Annotated in this window: 9 protein-coding genes; 3 read left to right on the top strand and 6 right to left on the bottom strand. The window is 76.4% G+C overall.

Annotated features, from left to right (window positions below):
* Nucleotides 1-24 precede the first annotated feature (24 nt).
* From OOK31_RS01485 to OOK31_RS01470, 4 genes are all read right to left on the bottom strand, one after another.
* Complete coding sequence (locus tag OOK31_RS01485) at nucleotides 25-1959, bottom strand: TOMM precursor leader peptide-binding protein (protein ID WP_267010466.1); 1935 nt, start codon at nucleotides 1957-1959, stop codon at nucleotides 25-27.
* Nucleotides 1949-4171 (bottom strand): TOMM precursor leader peptide-binding protein, encoded by a 2223-nt coding sequence (locus tag OOK31_RS01480; RefSeq protein ID WP_267010465.1) that lies wholly within the window; start codon nucleotides 4169-4171, stop codon nucleotides 1949-1951. The genes OOK31_RS01485 and OOK31_RS01480 overlap by 11 nt, the downstream gene beginning before the upstream one ends.
* Before the next feature lie 102 nt (nucleotides 4172-4273).
* Nucleotides 4274-6040, bottom strand: coding sequence for a BTAD domain-containing putative transcriptional regulator (locus tag OOK31_RS01475; protein WP_267010464.1), 1767 nt, complete (start codon nucleotides 6038-6040; stop codon nucleotides 4274-4276).
* A gap of 437 nt (nucleotides 6041-6477) precedes the next feature.
* On the bottom strand, nucleotides 6478-7098 hold the full coding sequence (locus tag OOK31_RS01470; protein WP_267010463.1) for an L-threonylcarbamoyladenylate synthase: 621 nt from the start codon (nucleotides 7096-7098) through the stop codon (nucleotides 6478-6480).
* A 252-nt stretch (nucleotides 7099-7350) separates the two neighbouring features.
* Here OOK31_RS01470 and OOK31_RS01465 point away from each other — a divergent pair, with 252 nt between their 5' ends.
* From OOK31_RS01465 to OOK31_RS01455, 3 genes are all read left to right on the top strand, one after another.
* Nucleotides 7351-8847: an Ig-like domain-containing protein gene (locus OOK31_RS01465; RefSeq protein ID WP_267010462.1), complete on the top strand. Its 1497-nt coding sequence runs from the start codon at nucleotides 7351-7353 to the stop codon at nucleotides 8845-8847.
* 84 nt (nucleotides 8848-8931) lie between these two features.
* Nucleotides 8932-10275 (top strand): MFS transporter, encoded by a 1344-nt coding sequence (locus OOK31_RS01460; protein ID WP_267010461.1) that lies wholly within the window; start codon nucleotides 8932-8934, stop codon nucleotides 10273-10275.
* The gene (locus OOK31_RS01455) at nucleotides 10272-11456 is read left to right on the top strand and encodes an anhydro-N-acetylmuramic acid kinase (RefSeq protein WP_267010460.1); all 1185 of its coding nucleotides are present in this window, start codon (nucleotides 10272-10274) and stop codon (nucleotides 11454-11456) included. Before OOK31_RS01460 ends, OOK31_RS01455 begins: the two co-directional genes overlap by 4 nt.
* On the opposite strand, the gene OOK31_RS01450 is transcribed toward OOK31_RS01455, so the two are convergent.
* Complete coding sequence (locus OOK31_RS01450; protein ID WP_267010459.1) at nucleotides 11374-12960, bottom strand: hypothetical protein; 1587 nt, start codon at nucleotides 12958-12960, stop codon at nucleotides 11374-11376. The two genes, OOK31_RS01455 and OOK31_RS01450, sit on opposite strands and share 83 nt — an antisense overlap.
* On the bottom strand, nucleotides 12957-14351 hold the full coding sequence (locus OOK31_RS01445) for a hypothetical protein (protein ID WP_267010458.1): 1395 nt from the start codon (nucleotides 14349-14351) through the stop codon (nucleotides 12957-12959). The genes OOK31_RS01450 and OOK31_RS01445 overlap by 4 nt, the downstream gene beginning before the upstream one ends.
* Between the last annotated feature and the right edge of the window lie 166 nt (nucleotides 14352-14517).

The following is a 14517-nucleotide window of genomic DNA, read 5'->3' as shown; positions in this document are numbered from 1 at the left end:
GCGTCGGACGCGTCGGCGGCCGGGTCAGGGGAAGGGGTGCGGAGCCGGATTGAGATCGGCGGGCTCCAGATCCCGCTCGCGCAGTCCCGCCGCCCGCAGGGCGGTCCTCATCCGGGGCATGCCGAGCGCACGCTGGCGCGACCAGCCGAAGTCGATCGGCAGCAGACCCGGCACCAGCACGCTCACCGTGTGCAGGCCCAGCGCCCGCTGCTCCGGCAGGGTCTGGTCGACCACCACCACGTCGAAGCCCCCGGCGGCGACGGCGTCGACGCACCGCGTCAGGTCCTCGCGCACGTCGTCAGCGACCGTCCCGGGCCCGGCCAGCGACCGCACCGGCCGCAGGGGCCCGGCCGGGGCACCGCGCAGCAGGAAGTCGGCGTGCCGGCCCATCTCCGGTACCCCGTACACCAGCGGATGGTCGTGCAGCGCGGTGACCAGGTCGAAGTCGGCCGCCATCGCGCGCAGCCGGTCCGCGTCCCGCTCGGTGCGCCCGGGCAGGTTCACGGCGTCCGTGGCGATCTCGCACAGCGCCGAGTCCAGCGCCGACTCCGGGTCCAGTCCGGCTCCCGCCCCGAAGCACATCCGGCCGGTGCCGCCGTCGAACCGCTCCGCGACGGCCGTCACCACCGGGATCGGGAAGCTGATCCGGGTGTCGAAGAACCGCGCCCGGTACCCGTAGAGCGCGAGCCGGTCGACCATCGCCCGCGTCGAGGCGCGGGAGCTGGTCTCCGGGTCGATCTCCGGCAGCGGCTGACGTCCGTACCAGGCCAGCAGGAAGGCGTCCCGTTCGACGACCTCCATCAGGCCGAAGTAGCAGGCCTCGGCCAGACTCCCGCCGGAGGCACACCCGTTGGAGGACTCCTGCACGAACCGGTTCTCCAGGCCCGGGGCGTGATAGTACGTCAGCACTTCCGGCACCAGGCGCGGCGTCCGGTCGCGCAGCGACCAGCCCCACACCCAGGGGATCTCCCGGTCGGGGTCGAAGGGCCGCACCCGGGGGTTGTCCCGGTGGAACCGCTCGCTGTACAGGCCGACTTCGCGCGGGTCGACGGCGTCCGGGCCGAGCGAGCGCAGGGAGCCGGTGACGCTGGTGGTCCGGGCGCGCGAGCGCATCCCCGCGTACCGCTCCAGTCCCTCCAGCACGCCGACGCGCGCACTGCGGTCGAAGGAGTCCGTGTGGCCGCCCCAGAACGTCTCGCGCAGGTACTCGCCCGAGCGCATGGAGAAGCAGCCGATGGTCGCCGAGGTGGAGGTCGAGGAGACGTCCTGCACCAAGGAGGGGCCCAGCGCCCCGCACAGGGGGTTGGCGAAGGCCGCCACCTCGATCCCGTACGCCTCCACGGGCCGCGTACGGAACGCACCCGGCCGGTACTTGGGCGCCGGAGCCAGCTCCAGTACCCCCGCCGCGTCCACCGAGGGCGTACCGCACACCGGGCACTCCGGATCGGGCACCAGCGGATACCCGCGCACCGCCCCGCTGCGCAGGTCCAGCACCCGCACCTCGGGGAACACCCCGCCGGGAGCCCCGGCCCGCTCCGCCCGCACCACCAGCGCCGCGAGGGCGTCGGCGGCGAAGGCGTGCGCGTACGGCCAGCCGCCCGCCGCCCGGGTGCCCCCGCCCAGCTCCAGGGCGTCCCGCAGCGCGACGGACCGCACGGCCTGCCAACGCCGCTCCAGACACCGGGCACACCCCGCCGCACCACCGCCCGGCACGGGCCCGACGACAGCCTGGTACCCGTACACCCGCACGGGCACCTCACCACGCGCGTCGAAGCCCCCACTGCCCGCCTGGGCGAACGAGTCGCGTACGCCCAGCGCCGACAGGGCCACCGGCGGCCCGTCCAGGGCCGAAAGGGCACGGTCCAGCAGGGCCGTGAACCGTTCGGCCGCCTCGGCCCCGAGGCCCGCCGCGAGCGCGGCGTCGGCCCGGACCAGCCGGGCCCCGGCCCTACGCGTCATCGCCGGACTCCCGTACCGACGTCAGCAGGACCCGCACGGTGTGGATGCCCACGCCCGCCAGCTCCGGCGAGCCGGTCGCCACCACGTACGCGTCGAGCCCGGCGTCGCCGAGCCGCTCCAGCACCCGCTCCCACGACGTGCCCGGCCCCGCCACCGGCTCCGCCCCGGCCCCGGAGACGCCGATCGCGCGGGCGTCCAGGTCGCGCAGCAGCGGGTCACCGGTGTCGGCCGGGCCGCCCGGGCCCGCCCCGTCCGCCTCGTACTGCACCGCGCCCAGCAGCTCCCGCAGCGCCGCGACCGCCGCCGTACGCCGGTCCAGGCCCTCGCCCAGCGCCCACCGCTCCCCGGCCCGCGCCAGCAGCACCTGTACGCCGCTGCGCCCGCCCTCGCCCAGGTCCAGCAGTTCCACCGCCAGCTCCAGCCGGTCGGCCGACCGGACGAGGAAGGTGAGCTCGGCGTCTGCGCCGTCGGGCCCGGGCAGCGGTACGCGCGCCGCCGCCGCACCCCGTACGGCCCGCAGCAGCGCGGCGTGCCCGAGCGCCGACAGCAGCCCGGCGGCCGCCGCGTCGGCGGCGGAGGGACCGGCGCCCGCCCCGGCCCGGGTCCGCTCGAAGAGCCGGTCGGCGTTGTGCGGGCCGAACGGCCGTACCGCGCCCGCCGGGACCAGCACGGGCTCCTTCGTCAGCAGGGACACCGCCCGCTGGTACGCCGCCACCTCGCCCGGCATCCCCGAGGCCGTGGCCAGCGCCGCAGGGACCACCGCCGCCGGGTCCCCGGCCGCCGGCGCCCCGGGGACCTCGACCAGCCCCCGCGCGGGCACCACGTGCTCCGCGTACACCAGGGCCGCCGCGTCGAGGGCCCGCATCCGCGCACCCGCCACGTGGTGGACGTCGAAGGCGGCGACCGTACGCGGCCCCGCGTGCCCGACGCCCAGCTCGACCACGCCCAGCTTCAGCGGGATCTGCGTCAGCTCCTCGTCCGCGTACCGGGTGAACACCCCCGCGTACGGGCGCACCAGCGCGGAGCGCCGGTTCAACTCCTCGACCAGGGCGTCGGCTTCACGGGCCGTCTCCAGCGTGGGCAGCGCGGGCGCGCCCGAGGTCCCGGCCGACGCGAGGTCCACGGCCTGCTCGGCCGGCCCCTCGGGCACGCAGAACGGGCAGCGCGGATGCGGGAACAGCGGCTCGGCCGTCACGTCCAGCGAGGCCATGTCCTGGACGAGCAGCCGCCCGGCGGTCTCGGCGGGCAGCGCCCCCGACGTCGCACGGAACACCTCGTAGCCCAGCAGGTTGCCGATCATCGCGGCCAGCGGCCGCCCCGGCACCGGCCCGGCGGCCAGGGGCGCGCCCGGCAGCGCCAGCGAACTCCACAGCTCGGCGGCCCCCGCACCCCCGCGCGCCGCGCCCAGCCGCAGCGCCGCGCAGGACCAGCAGCCGGCCGCGCCGTGCGTCATCAGCGGGCCGACGACGGCGTCGTTCCCGTACGACCAGGCGGGCAGCAGGCTTCGGCCCTCGGGTATCCCGGCGCGCAGCAGCGGGAAGAGCCGCGCGGGCGCGCCCGCCCCGCCGCTCACCACGACGAAGTCGAACCCCTCCAACTCGGCCCAGCCCAGCGGGGTTTCACCGTCCGGCAGGGTGCGTATCTCCACCGGGCAGCCATCGGCGCGGGCCTCGGCCGCCTCCGCCTCGACCTCCTGCGCGGCCGCCCCCGGCAGGACGCCGACGACCGCGCAGCCGTTGCGGACCAGGCTCACCGCGCACCAGCGGGCGACCGCGTCCGCACCGAGCACGGCGACCCGGGTCCCCCGGAAGCGCAGGAAGCGGGCCTCGGCGTCGTCCGCGTAGTGGTCGGCGTAGGCGATCTGCGGCGCGAACCGGCGGGCGACGTCCGGTTCCGGGACGGCGGCGGGGAGCTCCGCCGCGCCGGGCTCCTCCACGGCGCGGGCGAAGTCCCGTTCGTACAGGGTCTTGACGAGTTCGCCGATCATCGTGCGCTGGGGTTCGCCCAGCCCCTGACAGAGCTCGGCGACGGAGTGTTCGCCCGTCAGGTGCGGGACGATCAGCGTGGCGAAGCGGTACGCGGTGCGCGCGGTGAGGCGGAAACCGCCGTCGGAGTTGTGGAAGAGCACCCCGTCGGGGGTCTCGGTGAAGAGCACGTCACGGCGGATGCGGGGCCGGGTCGCCGCGACGGCCTGGTAGCTGGCTTGGGACATGGAACACCTCTGAGTGCGGTCTGAGTGGGGAGAAGCGTGAGGTGGGAAATGCCGGTGGGACGGGTGAGGGGTGGGGGAGTGGGAGGTGGGGGAGCGTGTGGGTCAGGGGCAGATCTCGGGTGCGCGGCTCGCGCCACCGTGTTCCCGCGCCAGCCAGCGCGCGCAGACCCGCAGGAAGGCGTGGACCCGGTACGGCTGGCCGGGCGGACCGTCCTCCAGCAGCCCCGCCTCCACGAGTTGTTCGAGGACGGTCTCGCTGCCCGCTCCGGAAAGACCTGAACCCGGGTCGAGCGCGCCCAACCGCAGGAACACGTCGCGCAGTTCGGGCGCGAGCGCGCCGACGGCCCCGCCGATGACCTCCGGCACCGAGAGCCGGGGATCCTCGGCGAGCGCCAGCCGGCCCGGCGGGTCCTCCGCCAGCCAGGCGGCGCAGTCGGCGACGGACAGCCCGGGCCGGGTCAGCAGCCTCCCCGCGGCGATCCGCAGCGCGAGCGGGAAGTACCCGCACACGGCGGCGAGTTCCCTCGTGGCCCGTTCCTCGGCGGCGATCCGCGCGGTCCCCACGAGCCCGGCCAGCAGCGCGTGCGCGTCGCCCGGGCCGAGTACGTCGAGCCGGTGGACGGCGCCGCCGTGCGTGGCGACCACCGCCGCCAGTCCGCGCCGGCTGGTGACGACGACCGTGGCCCCGTCCGTCGCGGGCAGCAGCGGCAGCACCTGCCCGGCGCCGGCCGCGTTGTCGAGGATCAGCAGCCGCCGCCCGGAGCCGCCCGGCCCGGGCAGCAGCTTCCGCGCCTCCTCCACGTCCAGCGCGGTGCCGTCCGGCCGGGCCAGGTCGACGCCGGTCACCCCGCCGGGGAACGCCTGGCGGACCTGGTACGCGCTCTGGTGCGCGAGCGCCGACTTCCCGATCCCGGGAGCTCCGGAGACGACCACCAGCCGGGGCCCGCCGGGGTCGGTGAGGCGCAGCGCCATGGCCCGCAGGTCGTCCTCACGCCCGGCGAACCCGGGCACCGGCGGTATCACGGCCCCGCCCGGCGACGCCGACGGCGCGGGGGCCGGCGGTGGGGCGGGGAGGGCCGACGCGGCGCGCGGCGCGGGGAGTTCGGGTTCCCCGGTACGGGTGGCGGGGCCCAGCTCCTCGGCCCGCAGGATCGCCAGCTCCAGGCGCCGCAGCCCGGGGCCGGGGTCGACGCCGAGTTCCTCGCGCAGCCGGTCGCGTACCGTGCGGTACTCGGCCAGCGCCTCCGCCTGCCGGCCGGTGCGGTAGAGGGCCTCGACGAGCTGCTCGGTGAACCGCTCGCGGACGGGGTGCCGGCGGGTGGTCTCGTAGAGGTCGATCAGGACCTGGTGGCAGTTCCCGGCGGCCAGTTCGAGGTCGCAGACCCGCTCCAGGACCCGCAGCCGTTCTTCTTCGAGCGCGGGCACGGCGTCCCGCTGGAGCATGCGCGAGGCGACGTTGGCCAGGGGCTGCCCGTGCCAGAGGGAGAGGGCCTCCCGGAGCCGGTACAGTTCCTCGCCGGTACCGGCGGCGGCCCGGGCCCGCGCCGTCAGCAAGCGGAACAGGACGAGGTCGAGGGTCTCGGGGTCGTTGCGCATGCGGTAGCCGCCCGGCACGGCCTCGATGGTGGTCGCGGATATGCCGTATTTCTCGAATAACCTGCGCAGGCGCAGCACGCACGTCTGGAGTGCGGCTCGCGCGGTGGCGGGCGGTTCCTCGTCCCATACGGCGCGCAGCAGATAGTCGGTGGAAACGACGGTGCCGGGATGGAGCAGAAGGGCGGCCAGGAGACTGGTCGGCTTGGACGGTTTGAGAACCACTGTCTCGGGGCCGTGCGCAATGCTGAGCGGCCCCAGAAGCTGGAACCGCATGATGGTCCCCCGTGTCGGGTCACGTGTGTCGCAGACGAACGCGCGCCGGGGGTGGTGGTCTGGCGAGTCTCCGTGCCGGACATGCTCCGGAAAGAGTCCGGAACCGTGCCTGGGGCCACTCGCCGCACCCCGTCGGGCGGTGAATAACTGGAACCCTACATAACGGATCTTGTGAAAGTCGAGTCGTCGACCCGATCAATTCCGGCGTACCAGGCGAACTTCTCCTCTCCGTAACTCGGGAGTCCCGTGGAGTTACTGTCGGCGGGTCAAGACTGTTCATATCTAAACGAGTCCTGATGGTCGCCGCGCTCGAGTTTGAATTGAAGGCGCAATCCCGCCGTATCCCGCCGTGGCTGGATCCGAACGAACTGAAGGGCAGATTCCGGTTCCCGGACCGGGAAACCGGAATCCGCCCCTGTCGGCGTCTCCCCGGGCGGCTACTCGAAGCGCGCCGTGTCGCCCGCGCCCCGGCGCACGATCTCGGCCTCGCCCTCGGAGAAGTCGATGACGGTCGTCGGCAGGGTGCCGCAGTCACCGGAGTCGACGACGGCGTCCAGCACGTGGTCGAGCCGCTCCTTGATCTCCCAGCCTTGCGTCAGCGGCTCGTCCTCGTCGGGCAGCAGCAGGGTGCTGGAGACCAGCGGCTCGCCGAGCTCGGCGAGCAGGGTCTGGGTCACGTGGTGGTCGGGGATCCGGACGCCGACCGTCTTCTTCTTCGGGTGCAGCAGCTGGCGCGGCACCTCCGACGTGGCCTTGAGGATGAAGGTGTAGGGACCGGGCGTCGCCGCCTTGATCGCACGGAAGACGTCGTTGTCCAGCTGTACGAACTGCCCCAGCTGCGCGAAGTTCTGGCAGACCAGGGTGAAGTGGTGCCGGTCGTCGAGGTTCCGGATCGACCGGATCCGGGTGATGCCGTCGCGGTTGCCCAGCTGGCACCCCAGCGCGAAGCACGAGTCGGTCGGATACGCGATGAGCGCGCCGGAACGGATGCTGTCGGCCACGCTGCTGATGGTGCGCCGCTGAGGATTCTCGGGGTGCACGTCGAAGTACTTCGCCATCCGCCGAGCGTACGTGACCGGACCGGATGACTCCGGCCACGCGGAGGCCACGCGGAGGCCACGCGGCGGCCGGGCGGCGGCCGGGCCCGGCCGGGCCCGGGCCGCGCTCTTCCCCGCCGCCAGGGCCCTCCTGTGCTCCGTGCGGGTTCACTTGGCGGCCCGTTCGGCCGCAGCGCCGGGTTTGTGATCATCGTTTTGGCTCCAGATCGTTTTGATGCTGCCATCCGGCCGTAGGAGATCTGGGAGGGCTGCGTGGCGATGTCGTGGACGAAGACGTGGAGCACGGTGGCCGCGGTGACCGGCGCCCTGCTGGCGGTCGCGGCGGCGCCGGGCCGGGGGCCCGAGGGGGACCTCGGCCAAGGCCCGGCCGCGCCCCCGCAGGAGGCGGCCGTCACCCTGCTCGTCGGGAGGCAGGTCGAGGGTGAGGAAGGCGACCGCGCGGCCGCCCCCGGCTGGTGCCCCGTACGCACCTTCCACGCCGGGGAGTGCGGCTCCTGGCGCGAGCAGCGGATCCTGGCCACCGCCCGGGGCGCGGCGACCGTCCTGTGGAACCCCGCCGTCGGCCGCGCCGACACGCTGCCCACCGACCCCGGCGGACCCCTGGAGATCGCCCTCGCCCGCTCGGAGGCGGGCCGCCTGACCGACGTCACCGTACGCGACGGGCACGGCCGCCACCTGGCCGGCGAGCTCGGCCCCGACGGCGGCCGCTGGCACAACACCGAGCCGCTGAGGGCGGGGGAGGCCTACACCGTGCAGGTCGGGGCCCAGGACGGCAACGGCACCCCGGTCGGGGTGACCATGGCCTTCCGGACCACCTCGCCCGCCGGGCGGGACGCGGGCCCCGACGACGGCAAGGGCGGGCAGGCCGCGGAGGGGAGCGAGGCGGCTCCCGCGCCGTCCGAGCGGCTCACGGTCGAGTTCGGCCCCCGCCCGGGCACGTACGGCGCGGGGGAGATCGTCACCGCCTCCCTCAGCCACCCCCTGCCCGCCGACGACCCCGACGCCCGCGCCCGCCTGGAACAGGCCCTCCAGGTCACCTCCGAACCCCACGTCGAGGGCGCCTGGCACTGGGTCGACGACTCCACCCTGCACTTCAGGCCCCGCACCTACTGGCCCGCCCACACCGTGGTCAGCGTCCGCAGCGGCCTCGACGGCGTCCAGTTCGGCGACCACGACTACGGCGGCCCCTCGGAACCCCTCGAGTTCACCGTCGCCGACCGGATCGAGGCCGTCACCGACTCCGCCGCGCACGAGATGACCGTACGCCGCAACGGACGGGTCATCAGGACCATCCCCGTCACCACCGGCAAGGCCGGCTTCCTGACCCGCAGCGGCGTCAAGGTCGTCCTCGGCAAGGAGTACAAGGTCCGCATGCGCGGGGACACCGTCGGCATCAAGAAGGGCACCAAGGAGTTCTACGACCTCCCCGTCTTCTATGCGACCCGGGTGACGTGGAGCGGCGAGTACGTCCACGCCGCGCCCTGGTCGGTGGAGGCGCAGGGCGAGGAGAACGTCAGCCACGGCTGCACCGGCATGAGCACCGCGGACGCCGCGTGGTTCTTCGAGACCGTGCGCGAAGGGGACATCGTCGAGGTCGTCAACAGCGGCGGCGCGAAGATGCCGCCGTTCGAGAACGGCATCGGCGACTGGAACATGGACTGGCCCACCTGGCTCGCCGGCAGCGCCCTGCCCCCCGCCCCCCACCCCGACACCCCCGTCCCCGCCCCCCGCCTCCACCCCACCGCCTGACGGTCCGGCGGCGGGCCGGGGCCGATCTGCTGAACCCCGGGGCCGGGACGCATTCCCCCCGGCCCCAGCGGGCAACCAGCACGGGTGAACCTCCTCGCGCTCCGTCCCGCGCCGCCGGCCACGGCGGTCCGACCGCGCCGCGTACTGCTGGCGGGGGCGGCGGGCAACTTCGTCGAGTGGTACGAGTTCGGCGTCTACGGCTGCTTCGCCACCGTCCTCGCCGCCCGCTTCTTCACCCCGCCCGACGCGCCGGGCGCGGCCGGCGGCGCGGGCCCGCTGGTGGCCACCTACGCCTCCTTCGCGGTGGCCTTCTTCTTCCGGCCCGCCGGAGCCCTGCTCTTCGGCCGCCTCGGCGACCGGATCGGCCGCCGCCCCACCCTCGTCCTCGTCATCGGCCTCATGACCTTCGCCACCACCCTGATCGGCCTGCTCCCCACCCGCGGGACGGCGGGCGCCGCCGCCCCCTGGCTGCTCACCGCGCTCCGCGCGCTGCAAGGCCTCAGCGCGGGAGGGGAGTTCGGCGGAGCCGTGGCCCTGATGACCGAGTCCGCACCCCCGGGACGCCGCGGCCGCTACGGAGCCTTCCAGTCCCTCACCGTCGCCCTCGGCCTGCTCACCGGCGCCGCGACCGCCGCGCTCCTCGCCACCCTGCTCACCCCCGCCGCCCTGTACGGCTGGGGCTGGCGCGTCCCCTTCCTCCTCGCCCTGCCCCTGGGCCTGACCGCCCTGTGGCTCCGCACCGGCCTCCCGGAGCCCCCGACCCCTCCCACAGCCCCCCACCGACCCGAACCACCCGCGCCGGCCGGTTCCGCCGGTTCAGGCGATGACGGTGGGCCGGGGATCGCGTGGGCCGTGGGGCTCGGGGTCGGGCGCGTCATGGGGTGGGCGGCGGCCGGGTACACCTTCCTCGTCGTCCTGCCCTCCTACCTCCAGAACACGCTCGGCGCGTCCTTCCGGGAGGCCCTGATCGCCACCACCCTCGCCAACCTCGGCTTCGCCGCCGCGATCCTGCCCGCCGGGATGCTCAGCGACCGCGTCGGCCGCCGCCCCGTGATGCTCGGCGGGGCCCTGGCCGTCGTCGTCCTCGCCCTGCCGCTGTTCCACCTCCTCCAGGACCCCGCCGCCTCCGCCCCCGCCAAGGCCGCCGCCGTCCTCGCCGCGGGCGCGGTGGTCGGGCTGCTCGCCGGGCCGGGGCCCGCCATGCTCGCCGAGATGTTCCCCGCCCGCGTCCGCTGCACCGGGCTCGCCGTGGCCTACGCCCTCGCCAACGCGGTGTTCTCCGGCTGCGCCGGCCTGCTCGTCACCGCCGTGACCGCCGCCACCGGCGACACCGACGTCCCCGCCCACTACGCCGCCGGCGCCTGCGCGCTCAGCGCCCTCGCCCTCGCGACCCTGCGCGGCGACGACCACCGGCGGCCCCTGCGATGAGGGTCGTCGGCCTGATGTCGGGCACCTCCTACGACGCCGTCGACGCCGCGGCCGCCGACCTCACCCTCGACGCCGACGGCGACACCCTGCGCCTGGTCCCGCTCGGGATGATCGGCGCCCCCTACGAGGACTCCCTGCGCGGCGCGCTCGGCGCGGCCCTGCCGCCCGCCCCCACCACCCTCGCCGACGTGTGCCGGCTCGACACCCTGATCGGCCAGGCCTTCGCCCGGCTCGCCGTCCGCGCCGACCGCGAACTCTGCTCCGGACGCGCTGAGTTGATGGCCTCCCACGGCCAGACCGTCTACCACTGGACGGACGCCGGCCAGGTGCACGGCACCCTCCAGCTGGGCCGCCCCGCCTGGATCGCCGAAGCCACCGGCTGCCCCGTCGTGTCGGACTTCCGCCCCGCCGACGTCGCGGCCGGCGGCCAGGGCGCCCCGCTGGTGAGCCTGCCCGACCTGATGCTCCTGCGCGGCCGCCCCGGCGCGCCCGCCGCCCTGAACATCGGCGGCATCGCCAACGTCACCGCCCTGCCGCCCGCCGGCCCCCCGGTGGCCTTCGACACCGGCCCCGGCAACGCCCTGCTCGACGCCGCCGTACGCGAACTCACCCGGGGCCGCCTCGGCTACGACGCGGACGGCGCCCTCGCCGCCGTCGGCCGGGTCGACGAACCGCTGCTGCGCAGGCTGCTGGCCGAGCCGTACTACGCCCGGCCCGCCCCGAAGACCACCGGCAAGGAGCTCTTCCACCCGGGCCACCTGCGCTCCGCGCTGGCCGGCCGCCCCGCCCCCGCCCCGGCCGACCTCCTCGCCACCCTCACCCGGCTCACCGCCCGGACCGTCGCCGACGCGCTGCGCCCGCTCGGCGTCACCGAGGTCGTCGCCTCCGGGGGCGGCACCCGCAACCCGGTCCTCATGGCGATGCTCCGCGAGGAACTCCCCGCCGCCACCGCCCTGCTGAGCTCCGACGCGCTCGGGCTGCCCGCCGCCGCGAAGGAGGCGTACGCCTTCGCGGTCCTCGGCTTCCTCACCCTGCACGGCCTGCCCGGCAACGCCCCCGGCTGCACCGGCGCGCGCGGCCCCCGCGTCCTCGGCTCCCTCACCCCGGGCCGGCGGCCCCTGCGGCTCCCGCCCGGTCCGGCGAGGCCGCCCGGCCGGCTCGTCGTGGAGCCGGCGCCGTGAGCAGCACGGCCGGCCGCGCGGGCAGCCGTACGGGCGTGCGCCGGGCCAGCGCGTACTCCTCGCGCCACACCTCGAAGGTGAGCAGCGCCCACACGGCCGCCGCGAGCCGGTCGTCGGGCCGGGCGGCCTGCGCGTCCAGCAACCGCCGCACCGCCGCCGGGTCCAGCAGTCCGCCCGCCCGGAGCCGGCCGGGGGCCAGCACCTCGCGGACGTAACCGGCGAGCGGGCCGTCCCCGGTGAGCAGCCCGCCGAGGGCGGCGCCGGGGCGGGCCTCCGCCGCCTCCGCCGCCTCCCAGGCCCGGCGCGGGGACACCGGGAGCCGGGCCCGCACCCCCTGGGCCCCGCTCAGGTGCGCGAGGCGGCGCAGCCCCCGCGCGGGCAGCAGCACCTCCAGCTCGAACCGGGTCAGGGCGCCGCGCGCCGCCCCGGGCCCCGCCTCGCACGGCGCGCCGAGCCGCTCCGCGAGCCGCAGCGCGGCGTCGCCCCGGTCCGCCAGGTACGCCCGGTAGTCGGCGCTGTAGAGGCGGGACCGGGCGTCGGCGGGGACGGGCGCGAGCGCGTCCGCGTACCGCGCGAGCCGTACGCCGTCCCGCGCGCGGACGGCCTCCTCGACCCGGGCCCGCCCCTCGGCGATCTCCCCGACCGGGTCCGGGGCCAGGGCGGTGCGCTCGCCCGCCCGGCGGGCCGACCCGAAGCGGAGGTAGCCGCCGAGGGTGCCCGGATCGGCGTCGGGCTGCCCCAGCCGCCACAGCAGTTCGGGCAGCAGCTCGGGCAGCCGGGCCGCGTCGGCCCCCGCCTCACCCGCACCCGCCGGCGTCGGCCCCGGCCCCCCGAGCCCGCGCGGCGGCACCGCCGCCGTGCGGGGTGCCTTCGCGGCCCGGCGGACCAGGCTCAGGCCCCGGCCGCGCGAGCAGACGGCGGTCGTCCCGGGCGGCAGCATCCGTACGCCGTCGATCAGGGTCGCCCCGTCCAGCGCGGCCCCCGTGGTCAGGTAGGCGTCGAGGCCGGGCTCCCACAGTCCCGGAGGGTCCGTCAGCAGCGCCAGCAGGGCCGGGATCTCGGAGGCGAAGCGCAGGCAGCCCCGTCCGGGGTCCCAGTGGTAGTAGAGCGGGGTCGTGCCCGCGTCGTCGGTCGCCAGGACCAGCACCGGCGCGGCCCGCGCGTCGACCACGGCCGCCGCGTACGCCCCGTCGAGGTGCTCGGCGAACTCCGCGCCGTCCAGCTCGAAGGCGGCCCGGAGCACCGCCGAGCCGTCCCGGTCGGCGACCGCGTGCCCGCGCACCTCCAGCCGCGTGAACAGGGCCAGCCGGTTGTCGATCTCCCCGTCCAGGACGGCGGCGACCCGCCCCCGGAACGCCGTCCGGCCGGACACCAGCGCCCACCCCTCGCCCCGGCGCACGCACGGCCCGTCCGGGGAGCGGTCGTGGACCCGGGCGGCGGCGCGCAGCCGGTGCGCCGGTACGTCGCCGCCGAAGCAGCCCAGGAATCGGTACACGGTGATCACGTCCTCGGGATCAGGGCCGGCGAAGGCGCCGACGAAGCAACGGGGGAGGCGCCGGGGGAGGCCCCCGGCGGGTCGTCCAGGGAAGCGGCCGGAGCCTTTTGCGGGGAGGTTCCGAGAGCCTCGTCCAGGGAGGCCCCCAGCGGGTCGCCCGGGGAGGCGGTCGGAGCATCGCCCAGTGAGGCGCCCGGTGCGACGCCGACGGCGCCGCCGCGCGACGGCCCCGGGCCGGGGATCCGCTGCGCCGCCACAGAGGCCACAGGGGCAGCAGGGGCAGCAGGGGCAACGGCAGTCACGGGGGCCATAGGGGCAACAGCAGTCACATCGGCCACCCCCGCCACCGAGCCCAGCGCCGCCTCCAGCACCTCCCGGCCGACGGGCGCCAGCAGTCGCCCGTGGTGCGCGTACGGCTCTCCCAGCCCGCGCAGCAGCACCATCGGGGCCGACTCCCGCCCCCGGAGCAGGCGGTCGAGCACCTCGTACGGCCGGATCCCGGAGGGCAGGGTCCGTACGGCCCCCGCCCGGTCGAGCAGTTCGGCGTGCGCGGCCTCGTCCGCCGCGTCCATCAGTCCCGACAGCCGGGCGGCGCGGGCGGCGACGCGCAGCCCGAGGGCGAGCGCGTCCCCGTACGGGATCCCGCCGGCGCCCGGCCCGGGTACGGCCCGTGCCACCTGCTCCCCGTAGCGGAAGGCGGCGGCGGGCCCCCGCCCGCCGGGGTCGTGGCAGCCGAGGACGGCGCGGGCCTCCACGCTCAGGGCGATGAACGAGGCCAGGGTGGCCGGGTCGTAGCGGCCGTCGGGCCGCAGCCGGAAGCCCACCTGCCCGGCGGACGCCGGTACGGCCGCGAGCACGTCCCGGACCACGGTGACCACCCCGGCGCGGACGGCCCCGGGGGAGAGGGTCCGCAGGAACTCCAGCTGCGCCCGCACCAGGACCGCCGGCGCCGGGACGGTGCGCCCAGGGCCCCCGGCCACCGACAGGGCGGTGTCGGACATGGCCCGCAGGGTGGTGGGGAGGCGGACGAGCGGCGGGCGGCCGCCGTCGCCGTAGCGGACCCGGCCGGAGGCGGCCATGACGCGCGTGCCGCCGAGGGCCACGACGAGGGCGCCGTCGGCGGCGACCAGCGGGCCCGCGCCCCGGGCGTCCGGGCCCGAGAGGTACGGCCACAGCACCCCGGTGGGCGCGGCCGCGTCGAGCAGCCGCAGCACGCGGGCGCCGTGTGCGCGCGGCAGGGCGGGGTCGGTGACCAGGACGATCCGCTCAGGGCCCGCCGCCCGCAGGAGCCGGGCCAGTTCGTCCATCGAACCGCCGCCGCACCGCACCTGCACGCTCAGGCGGGCCGGGCCGAGGAGCAGGGACCGGTCGATGGCGACGGGGGAGGTGTGTACGGGCATGCCGTTCACGATCCGTGCGCCCGGACCCCAGGGGCATGAGGCGCGGACCCCCTCCCGGTCCCACCCACCCGGCCCAGCCCCGGCGACGCCACCCCGATTCCGCTCGGTGACCGATTCGTAACTGCTAGTGTCGGTGCGTGTGCGAAGAAGACCGAACCATTCCCCG

The organism is Streptomyces sp. NBC_00249 (genome assembly GCF_026342355.1).
Classification (GTDB): Bacteria; Actinomycetota; Actinomycetes; order Streptomycetales; family Streptomycetaceae; genus Streptomyces.
This window is presented reverse-complemented; position numbering and strand designations above follow the sequence as displayed.